Consider the following 17,311-nt stretch of genomic DNA (forward strand, 5'->3'; position numbering starts at 1 on the left):
ATGATTATCAAGAAACTTTCCCTGTACAATTTCAAGAACCATACTGAAAAGAGGTTTGAGCTTTCCCCGCAGATCAATTGCTTCGTAGGCAACAACGGGGTCGGGAAAACCAATATCCTGGACGCGCTGCATTATCTTTCGGTGGGCAAAAGTTTCCTGGGAAACACGGACACCAACAACATCAGAGGCGAGGAGGATTTTTTCACCATTGAAGCGGAAATCGGAAATGGGGACAGCGAGGACATCATCAGAATTTCACAGCCTAAAGAAGCAAAAAAACTCATCAAAAAGAATGATAAAAGCTATGACCGGATGGCCGACCACATCGGCTACCTGCCCAGCGTCATGATCTCTCCTTACGATTCCAACCTGATTTCCGATTCGGGGGAAAGTCGGCGGAAGTTCCTGGATTCGATGATTTCGCAGACGGATTCCGAATACCTTTTTAATCTGATCCAATACCAGAAAACCGTTCAGCAGCGGAATGCGCTGTTGAAATATTTTGCCAAAAACAGGACGTGGGACCAAGAGTCACTGGAAATATACGACGATCCCATCGTCCGGTTCGGGACGAAGATCTTCACCAAAAGGAAAGATTTTGTCGAGCAATTAAGCCCGATCGTTAAAAATTTCTATCAGATCATATCCGGTGGCAAAGAAACCGTATCGGTTCTCTACGAGTCTCATCTCCTTGAAGATTCTTTTGAAAACCTTCTTAAAGAAAGCCTTGACAGGGACCGGATGCTTACGTACACGTCGAAAGGAATTCACAAGGACGACCTGCTTTTCGAGATGGATAAGGTTTTAATAAAAAAAATCGGCTCGCAGGGCCAGCAGAAATCGTTTCTGATCTCACTGAAACTGGCACAGATGAGCCTGATCAGAGAACTGACCGGCAAGACGCCCATCCTGCTTCTGGATGATATTTTCGACAAGCTTGATGACACCCGTGTTTCGCAGCTGATCGAACTGGTCAACCGGGAAAGCTTCGGCCAGATCTTTATTACCGATACCCATCGGGAACGTACGGAAAATGTAGTCAAAAGGATCAATGAGGAAAGCATTATTTTTGAGATTTAAAAATGAAAAAGAAGAAAAAACGCGAATTCCAGTCGTCGGAACTGGTGCGGTCTTTTGCGAAGATCTACGGTTTTGAAAATAAGCTGCTGGCTTTCGAGATCAAGGATTTCCTTGAAGAGTATCTGGATGAAAGCCTGTTCAGTGAGATCGAGAGCGTAAACATTGAAAATAAACGGGTGCTGATCCGAATCCATTCTCCTTTACTGAAACACGATTTCCAGATGCGGAAAAGCTTTTTCCTGAAAAAATTCCAGGATAAATTCGGAACTGATGATTTTAATGATCTTCAGATTTTGTAGCTACCGTGCTGCTCATCAGTTCGTCTGTTTTTTGATCCAGTCCGGATCTCAGCGGAAAGAAAAATTTCATCGGATTTTTGATGAAATACCTGAAAATGCCTTTGTAGATTTCGCTTACCTGCCCCAGATTCATCTTCCGTGAACGGAAAGCCAGGAACATCGATAAACTGAAGCTCACCAGAAAGTTGAAAAACCCGATGAGGCATACGGTGACCAGCGAAATGCAGAAGGTGTAGGAATCGATGGAAAAATCCTTGCCGTAAAGTCCTAAGGCAAAGTTCCCCGCCGCGAAAGTAATGTGGCGGATGTCCAGGTCCAGTCCCAGGAATAATCCTATCGGAGCCGTAGCACCCAGGAATACCCCAAACCAGAAGTTCGATACGATGCCGGGCCAGTTTTTCGCATAATATTTTGACAGGTTTTTGGCAAATTTAACCCCGAAGAACCTCCTGATCGAAAGGTTCTTTGAAATCCTTTCCGGAATCTGGTAAAAAACCGAATTGTTCCCGATATTCCCTGAAATAATCCCCGATATAAAAAGGTAAAACCCGGCAATACAGGCATGAAGAATCGCTTTCGACTTAAAAGGATCCAGGTCTTTCAGCAATTTATCAGAACGCTCTACCGCAAGGTTCTGCGAGAAAAAGACATCCAGTCCGTAAATAATCAGCAGGGCAATCGGGAAAGACAGCAGGACATTTCCTACAAAAGCGATAAACTGGCTCCGGAATAGCTTCGATACCAGATGCGCAAATTCCGTGCTGTTGCTTTTGATATTCCCTTCTTCAGAAAGGACTTTGGTCATGGTTGCCGCCGTCATGGCCGGCTGTTTGGTAGCCAGGGTAAAGCCCATCAGGTAAATCATCACAAAGCCCATCGCATAATTCATGGAATACAGAAAGGCATGGGAAAAATCACTCCCCGGAATATAGCCGTAAAGCATTTTGAGAACACATAAGGCCCCGACAATAATTCCTCCTCCGCTGGCTTTGTAGAACATCCTCATGTATTCTTTCCGGGTGGACGTAATATAATGCGTACCGGTTTCTGCGGTATGGTTGGTAATAAGATGGGAAATCAAACGGGTGCTGTCGTTGATGAGATCCGAAATATTATTTTTATGGGATTTATATCTTAAGACATTAAAAACAAGCATTTTGGAATTAATAAGAATATCTTCCTCCTTATCGATAACCAACAGCTGGACAATTTCATAAATCCGCTGGATCTGCTGCCGTATTTTAATCAGCGACTGATTGATTTTCCCTGAAATACCGTATCTGGCAGAGTTTTTAAAAGAAATATTAACGAATTCCAGACACTGCCCGATGTAAATTTTAATCTGCTTGTACCGGCTGTCTCTGGAATGCAGCTGAAGATAGGGATTTTCTTCCAGTTCTTCGGCAAGTCCTTCCAGCTCATTCTGCAAAGCAAGAAAGGGGTTATCGAAATTCTTGTATTGCGGGGCCATCCTCACCACTTCCACTTCCATGGCCGATCCCGTTACCCGCCAGGAAAGGATGTTCATGGAAAACAGCATTTCTTTTTTGACCCCGGGCCGGGTGATAAAATCATGAATTCCGAGCAGCCTGAACAGCTCACTGATTTCCTCTTCCGGCAGGTTGTGGAAATATTTGAGATCCCTGCGGGGCGTTACGCTCACATTATCGATCATGTACCAGACCGTATTCTCATTCACGACCGGCGGCAGGATTTTATTAAGAATCCTTTTTTTCAGCTCGGGAATAAAGGCATTTTCGGAAAGGATATTGGCTTCCGTTAAAGACAGGTTAAATGGTTTTTCCTCAAAAATATGATGCAGGTACTCTTTAAAATGATCCGTAATTTCAGGATTTTCCCTCAGAAAGCGGAGTACATTCTTAAAGTCAGCATTTTTTATCCCTTCCAGGAGTTCCGCAAGCGGATCCAGAGAAAGGGTTTCATTCTTAAAAGAAAAATACTTTTTAAGAACGGATTCGAAATTGGTACCGGCGTTGAAGAATTTCATGGGTACAAAGATACTATTTCAAACTCACATTCCTCATTTGTCTCATGATCCAATTGTGCTTCTTTCTGAGATAAGGTGAAGGATTTTTAGGATCGTATTTTTTGGGGTTGGGCAAAACGGCAGCAATCCAGGCTGCTTCAGAAGTGCTGAGATCTTTGGAAGATTTTCCGAAATAGTACTGTGAGGCCGCTTCGATCCCGAAGACCCCCTGCCCCATCTCAATGGAATTCAGGTATCTTTCCAGGATGATGTCTTTGTTCCAGACCTTTTCGATGATAAAGGTATACACTGCCTCCAGACCTTTTCTGATCCAGCTCCGGCCCTGCCAGAGGAAAATATTTTTCGCCGTCTGCTGGGAGATGGTGCTTCCGCCTCTGATCCTTTTTCCGGTTTCATTATGTTTCATGGCCTTTTCAATGGCCTTATAATCGAAACCGTCATGGATGAAGAATTTCTGGTCTTCTGAAGCGATCACCGCCTTTTTTACGTTGCTTCCCATTTCGTCATAGGAAATATAATCCCGTTGCAATCTTCCGTATTCAAAAAGCCCTCCGATCTGGGTAAGGGTAATCGGCGGGTTGAAGAATCTGCCCCAAACGATGAACACCACATTAAGGATCAGGACGATGAATATAATCTGTTTAATTCTTTTCCACATAATATCTGTAAAATCAGAAACAAAAATAAGCAAATAGTCTGATTATTTAAGCGCTTTCATATAAGTAAGCTGGTAGCCGGGCAGTAATTCCGGATGGAAAATTTTAATATAATCTTTAAGAATGAGATCCGACCGTACCACGCCGCTCTCGAAAAAGTCATTGGCCTGCCCGTTTTCTCTGCCGGTAATCACATAGATCTTCCCTTTACTGAACACCTCCAGCTTGCCGTAGAAAGGATTCATGCCCAGCATTTCTTTTTTGGAAACGTGGTTTCCGGCATTGATCCAGTACTGCACTCCGCCGGACTTGGCAAAGACCTCCTCGAAGCTCATGGTGACTGCCTTTTCATCGGTGTTGTTTTTTAAGATGTATTCGGCGTTGGCATCCGAAATAAAATGAGCGGCCGATGTTCTGCCACCCGGCAGATACCATACGTCGCCGTACATTTCATTGGCCAGAACCACCGGTTTTTCTTTGGCCGTCCGGGCCAGCTTTTTCAATTCAGCATAATTTTTTTCCACGTTCCCATACACATTTTCCGCTTCCCTGTCTTTTCCTAAAAGTTTTCCGAAGAGTTTAATATACGCCGTTTTTTCCATAGGCTTCTGCTCCAGGTATTCATCCAGGAAAATGACCTGGATCCCGTTGTTTTTCAATAGCTGGTAAGTATTATCGAAACTGGCGATATGATTGGTAAAAATGGCATCCGGCTTCAGGGAAATGATTTTTTCGATGTCATATTTCTGCTCGCTGCCGACATTCTGAATTTTCCCCTGTTTCACTAAGCTCTGAATTTTTTCAGAATAGATATATTCCGGATTGGAAACCCCGATGATCCGGTCTTCTGCGTGCAGTTCGCCGATGTACCCTGCCATACTTGCATTAAGCAGGATAATTTTTTTAAACGGAACCTGATTTTTTGTAATATCGTAGGTGAAATTTCCTGATTTAAGGTGCAGCGTACCCCGATCTTCTCTGTACTGTACCAAACCGGAGATCGAAACGGCTTCCGGAGATGAAATTTTTTGTTCTCTTTTACAAGAGGTTAGCGCCAAAAACGCGGTTAACAGTAAAATTCTTGCTTTCATCTTTCAAAGAAAAGAAAAAAGTGCTATATTTGCAAACCATTAAACAACGGCCTCGTGGCGCAACTGAATAGCGCATCTGATTACGGCTCAGAAGGTTACAGGTTTGAATCCTGTCGAGGTCACAAGACCGGCATTTGAAGTTTTCACGCTCTTATGTCGGTTTTTTTTATTTCCTAATTCACTGTTATACTGATAGATACATTGAGCAACAATGTTCATTTTAGGTGTTTGAAAACTTTTTCCGTCAAATTCAACTTTTTCAGGAAATATCAAACACCTTATCGTCCTTTTTGTAAGGAGATCGCCCTGCTGGTAAAGGTTTACAAGGTTTTCCATTGAATCTAACGCATTTTCTATTTTTGTTTTGATGTCGAGTTCTTTACTTTCTGAAACCATTTGCTGAAGTTCAGATTCCAATTGTTCGATCTGGATTTTTGTGAGCATTTTTATCTCTTTATAGTCTTCTTCATCCAACTTGTCAGAAAGATATTGATCTCTTGCATTGGCAACCTTTTCATGAAGTAAACTGATGTCTTTTGAAATGGATTTTCTTTTTGCGTCTATATCGTAAGTGAATTGCCTGTACTTATCTAAAAGGATTTCTTTCATCAGGTCTTTGATGATTGGATTATATTGCAGTTTTGAGATCTCAATTTTAAATAGTTCTTTTAACTTATCAGAGTCAAATCTAAACCCACACTTATAATGGCAATGATAGTAATAATAGGTTTTTGATTTACCTTTGGCACCGCTTGCAGTAAGATTCTTTCCGCATCACGGACAAATCAAAAGACCCCGGAGCGGAAATCGGTCATTACCTAAAACCCGACCGGGACCTCCCAAGGACTAAAACCATTCTTTATAATTTTATTAAATTCAAATGTATTACTTTTGGTCAATTTAAATGAATAACCCCGAATCCATGATTGTCTCATTGTTTAAATCCTGTTACATAACCTTCAAATTCTATATTATTATGAAGATATTATAATGATTTTTTATCGCAATATTTGAATTTCTACTATAATAGATCACAAAATTGGGTAGCTTACAATACCATCTCCAACTCTTACGTTTGCTCCTGTAGTATTTCTTTTCCAATCTGGATCTTCAACTGGCTAGCCCGGTTTTACCGCTTTTGGATTCCGTAACAATAAGGTTAACGTCTGCTTCTTATTCTCCCGTATTACACAATAAATTTCAGAGATCAATTTTTCAGGACGGGCAAATTATACGATTTCACGTCGTCACTCTAAAATAGGCTGCAATTTTGCTGTATAATTAATCGAATTTTAAAAAGCCTCCACTGTGAATATGATTTTATTCGAAGAAAATACCGCACAGGAAACCATTGAAAAAAATGCAGAAAATTTAAAAATTGCTGAGCTTAATCTTTTAGATTTCAATAAAAGAATGGATAAGGATTATGATCTTATTTGCAGGTTTACCAACGGAAATCCCCGTTTCTTTTTAAAACAGGAATTGCGATATCCGGAAAATACAAATACCATAGCAAGCCAGATTAATTGGCTTCTCACGTGGAATAGAGAAAAAAAAGATAAGGCTTACTTCAGGATATTTTTCAATGACATTCAGAAAGATTTTGAAGAAATCAATCGATACCAGTCCCCGTATATTGAAAAGAACAGCCTCTATTACAAGCTGGTTGAAAAGTTCAAAAAGAAGTATACCGATTATGCACCTTTGGGATTTCTAAATGAAGATGATGAAAGCTACATTAAAAAAGAAATCCATGAAAAATTTTTACAACATCTTGAATAGTGGTGAGAATTTTAATTTCATTGATCTACAGATAAGAATTGCGATCTGATCCCCGCTTTTGTCCCGGATTAATTTCATGTATGAATCGGCCCTCAGGTCTAAATAATTATTTTTTGATTTCAAACATCAGACTCAGGATATATCCCATTCTATTTTTAAATGTATAAACTGCAATATTTTTTTATTGGATCACTGATTTATAATTTGTTAAAACACATGCGGCGGATCACATCATGAACGGTTTTTCAAACCTGCAAAAAATTCTGACTGATGGCAATCCGCGGCATCTGGAATTGTAACCTTATCCCCCATAACTACTATCAGAGGTTGCATTATTTGTTTGGACCAATTGATTTTTGCCTTAACTGTATCTACTTTCAACAGAGTTGTGATATTTGTTTTTGCGGTGTTGTAACAAAAATTTCTTTTTAGATCAAGATTTCAACAATTTGAATAACTAACAGGAATCATTATGGTAAATTATAAACAGTTTAAAATTATTTCGGTTACGTCTGGCCTGATTCTTCTTATCGGTGGACCGGCTTGGTACAGGATAGGATAAAACCCTGTCAGAAGCGTGAACCGTTTATCTGTTCTACCAGGATGAGTGATACGGTCCTCCTTAAGAATTTTATCAAATAATTTTTATCATTAGACGGTAAATACACATTCATTTTCAAATTTTGTGAAAAAATTTTATTTATTGTTTTTGCTATTAATTAAGGCTTGGATTTTTCAATATCACCCTCTTATTTTAGCTTTTTCTTTTACGGTGCTTTCCATTACATAAAAATAAACCGCTACATTAAAAACCCCAGCAGAGAGCAAATCATCTGATAGATGTGTAATATAGCCTTTGGATATGAACTGATGAATAAGCTTAAATAGTATTCCCAATATAAAATCATTTTTTACTGAATGCTACTGAATGTTTTAGAGGTTTCTGAACACAAGAAACGTGGATTTGAACACCTGCCGTGAATTAAATTGGCTGAAATTTGCTTCATAATTAAAAGGTAAATTCAAATGAAAATAGTTGTCACAGGTTCTTTAGGAAATATCAGCAAGCCGCTGGCGGTACAATTGATTAAACAGGGACATCAGGTTACCGTAATCAGCAGTTCGGCCGCAAGGAAATCAGAAATAGAGCAATTGGGAGCAAGGGCTGCAATCGGCGAAATAGAGGATGCCGTTTTTCTGACTGAAACTTTTGAAGGTCATGATGCTGCCTACTGTATGATTCCACCCTTTAATTTTTTCGGGAATCAGAATCTTAATTATCAGCAGCAGGCATTTAACATCAGTACCAATTACGTTCAGGCGATTCAGAAAGCAGGGATCAAAAAAGTGATCCACCTGAGCAGCGTTGGTGCCGATAAACCAACCGGGACAGGGGTCCTGGTTTTCCATCATATTGCGGAACATGTTTTTAAACAACTTCCTCCGGACGTAGCGGTCACCCATCTCCGTCCCGGATCTTTCGATTATAATCTGTATGCCTTTACGGATATGGTTAAGGGCAAAGGATTTCTGGAAGGAATCATCGGTAAATTACTCTACTTCAGATATTATGGTCTTAAAGGCCTGTTGAAGGGATATTCCGGAATTATCTTGTCAAATTACGGCGGAGCCGATAAAATCGCCTGGGTGTCACCCATAGATATTGCATCCGCCATTGCAGAGGAAATTAATACCCAACAAGAAGGAAAAAAAGCGAGGTATGTTGCCAGTGACGAACTTACATGCCAGGAAATAGCCTCTGTATTGGGGAATGCCATCGGAAAGCCATACCTGAAATGGGTGCTGATCAGCGATGGGCAAATGAAGGACGCCTTTTTAAAAATAGGGGCATCAGATCATATCGCTGAAGAATTTACGGAAATGAATTCGGCGATGCATCACGGTAGCCTTTTTCAGGATTACTTTAAAAACAGGCCAGCCGTTTTGGGCAGGGTGAAAATTAATGATTTTGCAAAAGATTTCGCCATCAAATACAATGAACAATGAGACATCTATTTACAGCCATTCTATTTTTTAATTTTTCAGCAATGATATTTTCACAATCAAAAGCCGATGATATTATCGGGATCTGGTACAGTCCGGTAAAAGAAGGCAATGTGCATCTATTTAAAAGCGGAAAAAATTATTTTGGCAAACTAACCTATCTAAAACATTCTCTGGATAGTCAGGGGAAACCCCTTTTAGATCTGAATAATCCGGATAAGGAAAAAAGGAAAATGCCCCTGGTAGGAATTCTTTTATTGAGAGATATTACATTCGATAATAAAAAGAACAGGTGGAAGGGAAAACTCTATGATTATGATGGAAAAAAAGGCAATACCTATGATTCTTATCTTACGATTACTAAAAACGGCCAGTTGAATATCAAAGGCTTTTGGGGACTTTCCTTCTTCGGCTTAAATCCGGGACTAACTTTAGAAAGAATTAAGGTAGAATAATCTTATATTTAAATCTCCCAAACCAAGTAAAATGAGTATACAGCAGCCTTACCGGATCAAAACCATTAAAGAATATCATAAGATACTGGGTATTGGTAATCCGCAACATCCGATGATAAGTGTTATAGACCTTGCAGAAACAACACCTTACAAAAGCGAGGAAAGTATCAAAGTGATTTTTGACTTTTACATAATCTCACTCAAAAAGGTAGAGGCCGGAAAAGTACACTATGGTTATGGACAGCAGAAGTATGATTTCGACGACGGCATTTTGTTCTTCACTGCTCCCAATCAGGTTTTTTCATTTAAGGCGGATGGCAATTTTAAAAGCTCAGGTTCTATGTTGCTCATTCATCCGGATTTCTTATGGGGACATCCGTTAGCCAAAACCATCAGAAAATATGATTTTTTTAATTATGCGGTGAACGAAGCGCTTTTTGTTTCCGGGAAGGAAGAACTTGTCTTGAAAAGTTTTATCCACAATATTGAGCAGGAATATCATTCCCACATCGATACATTCAGTGAGTCGATTATGATCTCCCAGATCGAATCTTTCCTCAATTACTCAGATCGGTTTTATATGCGCCAGTTTCTCACCCGTAAAATATCGGGAAACCGGATCCTGGACAGACTGGAAAAAATCCTTGACGACTATTTTAATGATGAAGATCTTATCAGCAAAGGGCTGCCGACCGTACATTATGTTGCCGGACTTCTCAACTGTTCTCCCAATTATCTGAGCGGTGTTCTGAAAACCCTCACCGGCCGGAATACCCAGCAGCACATTCACGAAAAGGTTATTGAAAAGGCAAAAGAAAAACTTTCTACCACAACGCTTACCATAGGCGAGATTGCTTTTGAACTGGGGTTCGAGTACCCGCAGTCTTTCAGTAAATTGTTTAAAAGCAAGACCGATCTAACGCCGGTTGAGTTCCGGGCTTCTTTCAATTAATTTTAAATTAGAAATTACTTATGATCGATTTTTTAACACTGTTGAAATCAAGAAATGAATGTTTATTTTATTTTGGACTGCTGTGTCTGTCAAGTGCCGTTTTAATACTCATGACCTCAAAATTGATTTATATACAGATCAACGGTGTAAATGCCTGGTACAAACCTGCTAAATTTGCGCTGTCCATGGGGATCTTCAGCCTGACGATGGGTTGGTATACAGGCTATCTCTCTTATAAATATATCCACCTGTACAATTGGTCATTGGTTTTTCTTCTGGGATTTGAAGTGCTTTACGTCACAATTCAGGCCTCGCGGGGCCAGTTGTCCCATTATAATGTCCGTTCCGCTTTATATACTTCACTTACCGTAGCCATGGCCATTTCGGCAATAGCTGCCACCCTGTATACAGGCTATATCGGTGTCCTGTTTTGTATGGGTGATTTCAATGAGCTCCCCGGTTATTATCTTTGGGCCATCCGCTTAGGTATCTTTTTATTCGTAGTGTTTGCCCTGGAAGGTGCCGTTATCGGTGCAAACGGTTCGCCCAGGGTGGGTGACGGCGGTGGCGGAGCAGTACCTTTTCTGAACTGGAGCCTTACATATGGCGATTTGCGCATCGCCCATTTCGTAGGGATGCACGCCCTGCAGATCCTGCCACTGCTTGCTTTTTATATATTCAAGGATGTTCGGCTGGTGATTTTATCAGGATTGTTGTATGGTGCATTGTCGTTATTCTGCCTGTTACAGGCGCTTAATGCCAGGTCATTATTATCCGTTAGGTAATCCTGTGTATGTTTTGAAAAAGACAATCATAAATACTATTTAAATTCTTAAAACATTTTCACAACGATATACTACAGGGTACCAAAAAATCTTTTAACATAAAGATACTTTTTAAGATCTCTTTACCGATCAGAAGAAAATGCTGAAAAGGCCAAGGATATTTTTAATTCCGTATAACTGTCATATATTGGCTGTAAAATAGTAAAGCATGTCTTTAAAGCCGCAATTCATCCCATTGAATACTTTTCCTGATGTTGAAAGCAAAGGTATTATCATTGAAAGATCAGCTGTCGAAGATCTTGAATTAGAGAGAATAGGAACAGCCCACAGGGATAACTACCATTTATTCTTTATCCTGGAACAGGGCAGCGGAATATTTGAAGTAGACTTCAGGCAGCATCCCATTGTCTCACCTTCTGTAATTTACATTCAGCCTTATCAGGTACATCGGGGGATTTCTTTTAAAGACGGGCGCTTTACTATAATTCTTATAAACGGTGAAAACCTAGACCCTGACTATCTTGATGTTCTAAAAAAAATAGCCCCGGCAGCTCCTTTGCTTTTACAGCCTGAAAGCTTTGAGGTGATATCAGATGCAATTGCTGTTTGTCTGAGAATGAAGACTTTTAAAAGAAAATTATCCTATTCCATATTGAAAAACAGCTGCCATGCTTTGATAGGATTTATTATTTCAGAGTTTTTAAATGATTCTTCTCCTATAGATCCGCCTGATCGTTCTGCCGTTATCATGAGTAATTTTAAATGTTTATTGGAAGAGAAATTCGCTTTAGAGAAAAATCCCGGATATTATGCTGAACAGTTAAATATATCCACAGCTTATTTAAATGAATGTGCCAAAAAGGCAACGGGGTATACAGTCTCTAATCATATTCAGGAAAGAATTATTCTGGAAGCAAAACGTCTTTTGTTTCATTCTTCAAAGTCGGTGAAGGAAATTGCATCTCAGCTCGGATATGAAGATTATTCGTATTTCTCGCGTCTGTTTAATAAATCAACCGGAATGACTGCCTTAACGTTCAGGAAAAAAAGCTTCGAATAATCCTATACTTACCTTCTCCGGTCCATTTTAACGCTTCGTATTTTCCGGTTTCTTTGTATCACTAAATTAAAGATATGCCAACAGCACCAAAATGGCTCAACGACGCCCTTGAAAAAATAGCCCCGTCATTTATAAGGGTAGTAAAAGTAGAAGAATCCGTTGATCTCAACCCTTATCTGAAGAAAATACGATTAAAAGGTGATTTTACATCTCTGAATTTTACTCCGGGATTCACGATTTCACTTCGGGTTACTCCTAATGATTTACGTCACTACACCGTTTCTTATGCTGACGATTCAAAGAAAGCAGTTGAATTTATAGCCTATCTGCACGGTCATGCGGTAGGTGCCGATTATGTAAAAAATCTTCAGCCTGATGATCAAAAAATAAAGTTGGCAGTGTTGGGAAGTGATAAACAGTATAACCCGACAGTAGAAAAGCAGCTTATTTTTGGAGACGAAACCTCTCTCAGTTTGATGCTCAGTTTTTTACCCTTGTTCAAAAACAATAATCATCAATTTATATTTTATCTGGAACTGGAAGAAGAAAACAGGAGTATTCCTGAAACAATCGGTTTATTGAATTATAAAATTTTTTCAAAAAATGAGATATTCCGCAGCGTGGAACGTATACAGCAATTGCCCTTACTGAGTGACCCCGAATGGTCAGATGCAAATATCATATTAACAGGAAATGTAAATTCAATCCGGAATTTCAGAAAAGCGTTGAAATTAAATAATCATAAAGGTAAAATCTATGCAAAAGGATATTGGCTTGAAGGTAAAAAAGGATTATAATTTAGTCGCTATGAAATTCCTGCTGGTAAAAGGTCATCATACGCATGATCAGAATATAATAGATTCAATATCAGAATCCTTATGGATTTCAGGTCATGAGGCGGTTAAAAGATATTCCAGTTGGAATAGTGAAAACAGGGAGATTTTGATAATTATGGTTATGTGACAGCAACAGATGATGTTCCTGGCGCTTTTCAACCCTGATCATAAATTAAGTGGTATAAAATATAACAGATTTTCAATAATAGTCACAGGCAGCAAAGTATAAGTTCTTTTGTCCCTACTATATTTTAACGTGAATTCGAAGAAGAACCTGGATGAAGCGGCTGGAAGAGGGGTGCCGGATGCCGGAAGTTTCTCTTGTCAGATATAGGATTAAAAGGTCCTGATCATCAAACTGATTAAAGTCCTGAAGAGCCGGCTTGGTACAGGATAGGATAAAATCCTGTCAGAAACGTGAGCCGTTTATCTGTTCTACCAGGATGAGTGGTAGCCAGAATCCCGACTAAATCATTCTGATTTTTATTTTTGAGTTAAATAATCGGTTGAATATGATGTCAATACGGTCGAATTCACATTATTTTAAGAGGAACAACTGTTTTTAATTAAATGATTTCCGAAACGCCAATGGTGAAACGTTGGTCTTTATCTTAAAAAGTTTGCTGAAAGACTGGGGATGTTCGAATCCGAGCTCATAGGCGATTTCACTCACTGAAAGAGTGGTGGCAGATAATTTCTCTTTTGCTTTTTCGATCAGTTTCTGGTGGATGTGTTCCTGAGCATTTTTACCGGTGAGCTGCTTCAGCATCGTGCTCAGATAATCGGATGAAACATTCATGGCGCCGGCAACGTCTTTCACCGAAAGAAGGCCGTCTTCAGGCGTTGCTTCAGAGGAAAAATAGGAATTCAGGAAATTCTCAACTTTTGTAAGCATTTGGTGGCTGCTGATCTTTCTGGTGATAAACTGCCGGTTGTAAAACCGTTCACTGTATTTGAGGAGCAGTTCAATCTGCGCGATGATAAGGCCTTGCGAAAAGCTGTCAATATTGGCGTGGTACTCCTGCCTGATGTTTTCAAAAATATGAAGGATGACGGCTTCTTCCTTACCGGAAAGAAACAGTGCTTCATGTACTGAATAATCAAAAAAAGAATAGTTTTTTATATTCTTCGCTAAAGATGATCCCCATAAAAAATCGGGATGGATCTGCAAAAGATATCCGGATCCGCTGTTTAACGAATCCGGATCTCTTTCTATCCTTAAAACCTGGCCCGGCGAAATAAAGGACATCAGCCCCTCATCAAAATCATAAATTTGCTGTCCGTAATGCAGCTTTGCCCCGATATCGCGCTTTAAAGCAACCGAATAAAAATCCATCACCATATTCACGGCTCTTGTATCTTCCGGAAACTGCAGGAGCGAATAGTCCACAAGGCTGATTAAAGGATGTTCAGGTTTCGGAAGTCCTCTGAAACGGTGGTATTCTGTAATCGATTTTATTCTGACGATTTCCATACATGCAAATTTAAGGTTTTATATGCTAAATGGCAGGCCTGACAGTCTGAAAGAAAATATTTACCCTTAGGAATCAGGATGTGATTTACCGTGACTTACTTTTCATTAAAAGTCCGAACCAATCCTCCAAATGCCAGGTATGGGTAAGCCTGCCATCCTTTAAATAATGAAATTCATGCAGTGATACGGAAACCTTTTCATGAGTTGGGGGGATCCCCATTATTTCATTGACGTGGGTAAACTCCATCGAAGCCCTTACTGCGGCTCGCCCGTGGGTTCCGAAAATTTCGTGAATGACGACCTCGATATCCGGACAGATCTCAAAAAGATGCTTCATAATTTCCTGAAGGCCTTTCGGGCCGTCTTCCTGACCGGGGGCCAGCGGAATATCTTGCCAGTCCGGCGTACAGATTTCATCTAGTATTCCCGGATCTTTCCTTTCGAATGCACTGTAAAATTTCCTGATCGTATCTGTCTCTGTTTCCGTTAATGCTTTTACAAAATCACTTGCTCTATTTTCCATACTTCCAAGCATTAAAGATTAGAACCTCCTGAAATTTCAATACGCTGGGCATTGATCCAGCCAGCGGCGTCACTGCATAAAAAAGCAACGACTCCACCGATATCTCCGGGCAGACCTACCCTCCCCAAAGCGGTTTGTGATGCCAGATACCGATTCATTTCTGCATTATCCCGAACGGCGCCGCCCATAATATCGGTTTCAATTGCTCCGGGCGCTATTACATTCGCCCTGATGTTTCTCTTGCCCAGCTCCTGGGCCTGATATTTTGTTAATGTTTCCATGGCTCCTTTCAATGCCGCATAAGCTGCAAAACCGGGTGTGGCAAAACGTGTAAGCCCGGAAGAAACATTCACGATTCCACCAAAAGGATTTATCTGAGGCAACAGTTTCTGAGTCAGGAAAAATGGTCCTCTGAGGTGTACATTTTCCATTTCTGTAAACTGCTCTTCTGTTATATTTCCAAATTCTGCATAATGGATAAATCCTGCGTTGTTGATCAGGAAATCAAATCGGTCTGTATTTAGTTGAGACTGCAGTTCCGATGTTAAAGTTTCTGTAAATTCATCGAATCCGGTAGAATCTGAAACATCAAACTTCAGTGCAATTCCCTTCTGTCCAAGTTCTTCAATTTGTTTTACAACTTCTTCTGCAGCTTCTTTTTGACTATTATACGTAAACACGATATCCAATCCATTTTTAGCAAGGCTCAGGACCATATCTTTTCCAAGACCGCGGCTTCCACCGGTAACGACTGCAATTTTGTTTTGAGATGACATACTTCTGTTTTTATTATTAATGTGAAGCAAAGGTAAGCCGGTAACGGAACGGGAATGTAGCCAAAACCTGGCTTTTCTTAGTCAAAAGCGGCCAGGCAACGTAATTTTGCCGCGACGTATTGATGATGCTGAATGATAGATATTGTTTTTTAGGATTTGATAGATGCAAATCCGTTGGGACGATCTGCTCCTTACCATGCCAGCGGATTTATGATATGAGCCAAAGTATCAAGCTCCGCAGTGAGCGGAAATTTAAACAGCCATGTCGTTAGATATTTATGAGCCAAAAGGTTTTATGATGGAGAGCTAATTTCCTCCTGCGTGCAGCTCAATATTTATTAATTTTAAAATGTTCATTCTGTAATACCACCTATATCATCGGTATAGCACCCAATCATTCCGTTTGCATCATGGATGTTCATTCCAACCTGAACAAACCCACCTGCATGATCAGCGGGCCTTTTTATTCCATCCCGACCCTTACCGGAACAGGCTTTGATCCTGATAATCAAGCAAATTTTTAATCCGATAAAAATCTATTTGATCCGGTTGTCTTCTGATGATGCTTACGGAAATTGTGATTGTTGATAAATCCAATGAAATGATTGGTAAATTTTCCGACAAAGAGATTCATTTAAGAATATCATGAATCAAAAAATGTTACAATTTGTAACACCCTTATGATGTCTTTATTTACAAAACATAAGTACTTTTGTTCGGCCGCTAAAACTATTTTTATTGTATAAACAGGTCTTAATTAAGACAATAGCTTATCCGGGATAAGTTAATTTTAATTTGGAAATTTAGATACATTGGAAATTTGATTTTAATAATTGCATTTTTTTAATTCTAAATATTATTTCCGATGGATAAAAAAATTATGATCTGTGATGACAGCAAAGAAATCCTTGATTTGCTGGCTATCATACTCACTGCCGAAGGTTATCTAATTGAAACAGAATCTGAAAGTTCAAGGTTAATGTCCAGAATAACCAAAAACATTCCGGACCTGCTTATTCTGGATCTTTGGATGCCGATCATTAATGGTGAACAAATATTAAAATTAATAAAGGCCACTCCAGCTTTGAGCAACATCAGGGTGATCCTGATATCAGCCAGCTTAGACGGTAAATTAGCATATAAATCTTCCAATGCAGATGATTATATTAATAAACCTTTTGATATTGACGACCTTTTATCAAAAGTTACAGCTCAATTGACATAAAAGAGGTATTGGTTAGTTAAAAATCAGAGATGCTGAGAAAAAGTTAAATAATGCGAGCTCGATGTATAGATATGATCTTAAGGCTGGAAGAGGGATGCCGGATGCCGGAAGTTATTGTTGTTAAAAATATAATCAGAGGTTCTGATGATCCAACTGAATCTTTTGTCACAGATCTGAAAGCGTCCTTGTTTAAATCATGACTGAGCTGCATTAAATTTTATTTTTTAACTAATTAAACAATTGGATCTAAGTTAGATACGATCGAATTCACGTTAAAATAAAATAATACAAGCCCCCTCGAATTT

At 39.6% G+C, this 17,311-nt stretch carries 17 protein-coding genes and 1 tRNA gene; 11 read left to right on the forward strand and 7 right to left on the reverse strand.

Annotation, left to right across the window (positions count from 1 at the left end; translation table 11 throughout):
- Together recF and CHA01nite_RS05035 are read left to right on the forward strand one after the other, a co-directional pair.
- A complete protein-coding gene (recF, locus tag CHA01nite_RS05030; RefSeq protein ID WP_146940140.1) occupies positions 1-1,080 on the forward strand; it encodes a DNA replication/repair protein RecF in 1,080 nt (359 codons plus the stop codon).
- Positions 1,081-1,082: 2 nt separating this feature from the next.
- Positions 1,083-1,379: a hypothetical protein gene (locus CHA01nite_RS05035; protein ID WP_146940142.1), complete on the forward strand. Its 297-nt coding sequence runs from the start codon at positions 1,083-1,085 to the stop codon at positions 1,377-1,379.
- Here the strand turns inward: CHA01nite_RS05035 and CHA01nite_RS05040 are convergent.
- From CHA01nite_RS05040 to CHA01nite_RS05050, 3 genes are read right to left on the reverse strand one after another with little or no spacing between them, the layout of a single operon-like run.
- Positions 1,357-3,387 carry a transporter-like protein gene (locus CHA01nite_RS05040; RefSeq protein ID WP_146940144.1) on the reverse strand — a complete coding sequence of 677 codons (2,031 nt, stop codon included), beginning with the start codon at positions 3,385-3,387 and terminating at the stop codon, positions 1,357-1,359. The two genes, CHA01nite_RS05035 and CHA01nite_RS05040, sit on opposite strands and share 23 nt — an antisense overlap.
- Before the next feature lie 13 nt (positions 3,388-3,400).
- Positions 3,401-4,045, reverse strand: a complete 645-nt coding sequence (mtgA, locus tag CHA01nite_RS05045; protein WP_146940146.1) for a monofunctional biosynthetic peptidoglycan transglycosylase — start codon at positions 4,043-4,045, stop codon at positions 3,401-3,403.
- Between the two features lie 42 nt (positions 4,046-4,087).
- A complete protein-coding gene (locus tag CHA01nite_RS05050) occupies positions 4,088-5,134 on the reverse strand; it encodes an ABC transporter substrate-binding protein (protein WP_146940148.1) in 1,047 nt (348 codons plus the stop codon).
- Positions 5,135-5,182: 48 nt separating this feature from the next.
- On the opposite strand from CHA01nite_RS05050, the gene CHA01nite_RS05055 reads away from it, so the two are divergent.
- Positions 5,183-5,256 (forward strand) — tRNA-Arg (locus CHA01nite_RS05055).
- On the opposite strand, the gene CHA01nite_RS05060 is transcribed toward CHA01nite_RS05055, so the two are convergent.
- The gene (locus CHA01nite_RS05060) at positions 5,222-5,743 is read right to left on the reverse strand and encodes a hypothetical protein (RefSeq protein ID WP_146940150.1); all 522 of its coding nucleotides are present in this window, start codon (positions 5,741-5,743) and stop codon (positions 5,222-5,224) included. The genes CHA01nite_RS05055 and CHA01nite_RS05060 overlap by 35 nt on opposite strands.
- Positions 5,744-6,448: 705 nt before the next feature.
- Between CHA01nite_RS05060 and CHA01nite_RS05065 the strand changes: the two genes are divergently transcribed.
- The 7 genes from CHA01nite_RS05065 (at position 6,449) to CHA01nite_RS05095 (ending at position 12,969) form a co-directional block, all read left to right on the forward strand.
- Positions 6,449-6,916, forward strand: coding sequence for a hypothetical protein (locus CHA01nite_RS05065; RefSeq protein ID WP_170234685.1), 468 nt, complete (start codon positions 6,449-6,451; stop codon positions 6,914-6,916).
- Positions 6,917-7,942: 1,026 nt separating this feature from the next.
- Positions 7,943-8,923, forward strand: coding sequence for an NmrA family NAD(P)-binding protein (locus tag CHA01nite_RS05070; RefSeq protein WP_146940154.1), 981 nt, complete (start codon positions 7,943-7,945; stop codon positions 8,921-8,923).
- Between the two features lie 41 nt (positions 8,924-8,964).
- On the forward strand, positions 8,965-9,375 hold the full coding sequence (locus CHA01nite_RS05075; protein ID WP_170234686.1) for a DUF2147 domain-containing protein: 411 nt from the start codon (positions 8,965-8,967) through the stop codon (positions 9,373-9,375).
- A 31-nt stretch (positions 9,376-9,406) separates the two neighbouring features.
- Positions 9,407-10,327, forward strand: a complete 921-nt coding sequence (locus CHA01nite_RS05080) for a helix-turn-helix domain-containing protein (protein WP_146940159.1) — start codon at positions 9,407-9,409, stop codon at positions 10,325-10,327.
- A 110-nt stretch (positions 10,328-10,437) separates the two neighbouring features.
- The gene (locus CHA01nite_RS05085; protein ID WP_228458343.1) at positions 10,438-11,112 is read left to right on the forward strand and encodes a hypothetical protein; all 675 of its coding nucleotides are present in this window, start codon (positions 10,438-10,440) and stop codon (positions 11,110-11,112) included.
- Between the two features lie 208 nt (positions 11,113-11,320).
- Positions 11,321-12,172: a helix-turn-helix domain-containing protein gene (locus CHA01nite_RS05090; protein ID WP_146940163.1), complete on the forward strand. Its 852-nt coding sequence runs from the start codon at positions 11,321-11,323 to the stop codon at positions 12,170-12,172.
- A 74-nt stretch (positions 12,173-12,246) separates the two neighbouring features.
- Positions 12,247-12,969 (forward strand): ferredoxin reductase domain-containing protein, encoded by a 723-nt coding sequence (locus CHA01nite_RS05095; protein WP_146940165.1) that lies wholly within the window; start codon positions 12,247-12,249, stop codon positions 12,967-12,969.
- 601 nt (positions 12,970-13,570) lie between these two features.
- Here CHA01nite_RS05095 and CHA01nite_RS05100 read toward each other — a convergent pair.
- From CHA01nite_RS05100 to CHA01nite_RS05110, 3 genes are all read right to left on the reverse strand, one after another.
- Positions 13,571-14,482 carry a helix-turn-helix domain-containing protein gene (locus tag CHA01nite_RS05100; RefSeq protein WP_146940167.1) on the reverse strand — a complete coding sequence of 304 codons (912 nt, stop codon included), beginning with the start codon at positions 14,480-14,482 and terminating at the stop codon, positions 13,571-13,573.
- Between the two features lie 85 nt (positions 14,483-14,567).
- Positions 14,568-15,005 (reverse strand): ester cyclase, encoded by a 438-nt coding sequence (locus CHA01nite_RS05105; RefSeq protein ID WP_146940169.1) that lies wholly within the window; start codon positions 15,003-15,005, stop codon positions 14,568-14,570.
- A gap of 11 nt (positions 15,006-15,016) precedes the next feature.
- The gene (locus CHA01nite_RS05110; protein ID WP_146940170.1) at positions 15,017-15,781 is read right to left on the reverse strand and encodes an SDR family NAD(P)-dependent oxidoreductase; all 765 of its coding nucleotides are present in this window, start codon (positions 15,779-15,781) and stop codon (positions 15,017-15,019) included.
- 865 nt (positions 15,782-16,646) lie between these two features.
- Here CHA01nite_RS05110 and CHA01nite_RS05115 point away from each other — a divergent pair.
- Positions 16,647-17,006: a response regulator gene (locus CHA01nite_RS05115; RefSeq protein WP_146940172.1), complete on the forward strand. Its 360-nt coding sequence runs from the start codon at positions 16,647-16,649 to the stop codon at positions 17,004-17,006.
- Positions 17,007-17,311: the final 305 nt, after the last annotated feature.

The sequence above is a fragment of the Chryseobacterium hagamense genome, assembly GCF_007991455.1.
Classification (GTDB): domain Bacteria; phylum Bacteroidota; class Bacteroidia; order Flavobacteriales; family Weeksellaceae; genus Chryseobacterium; species Chryseobacterium hagamense.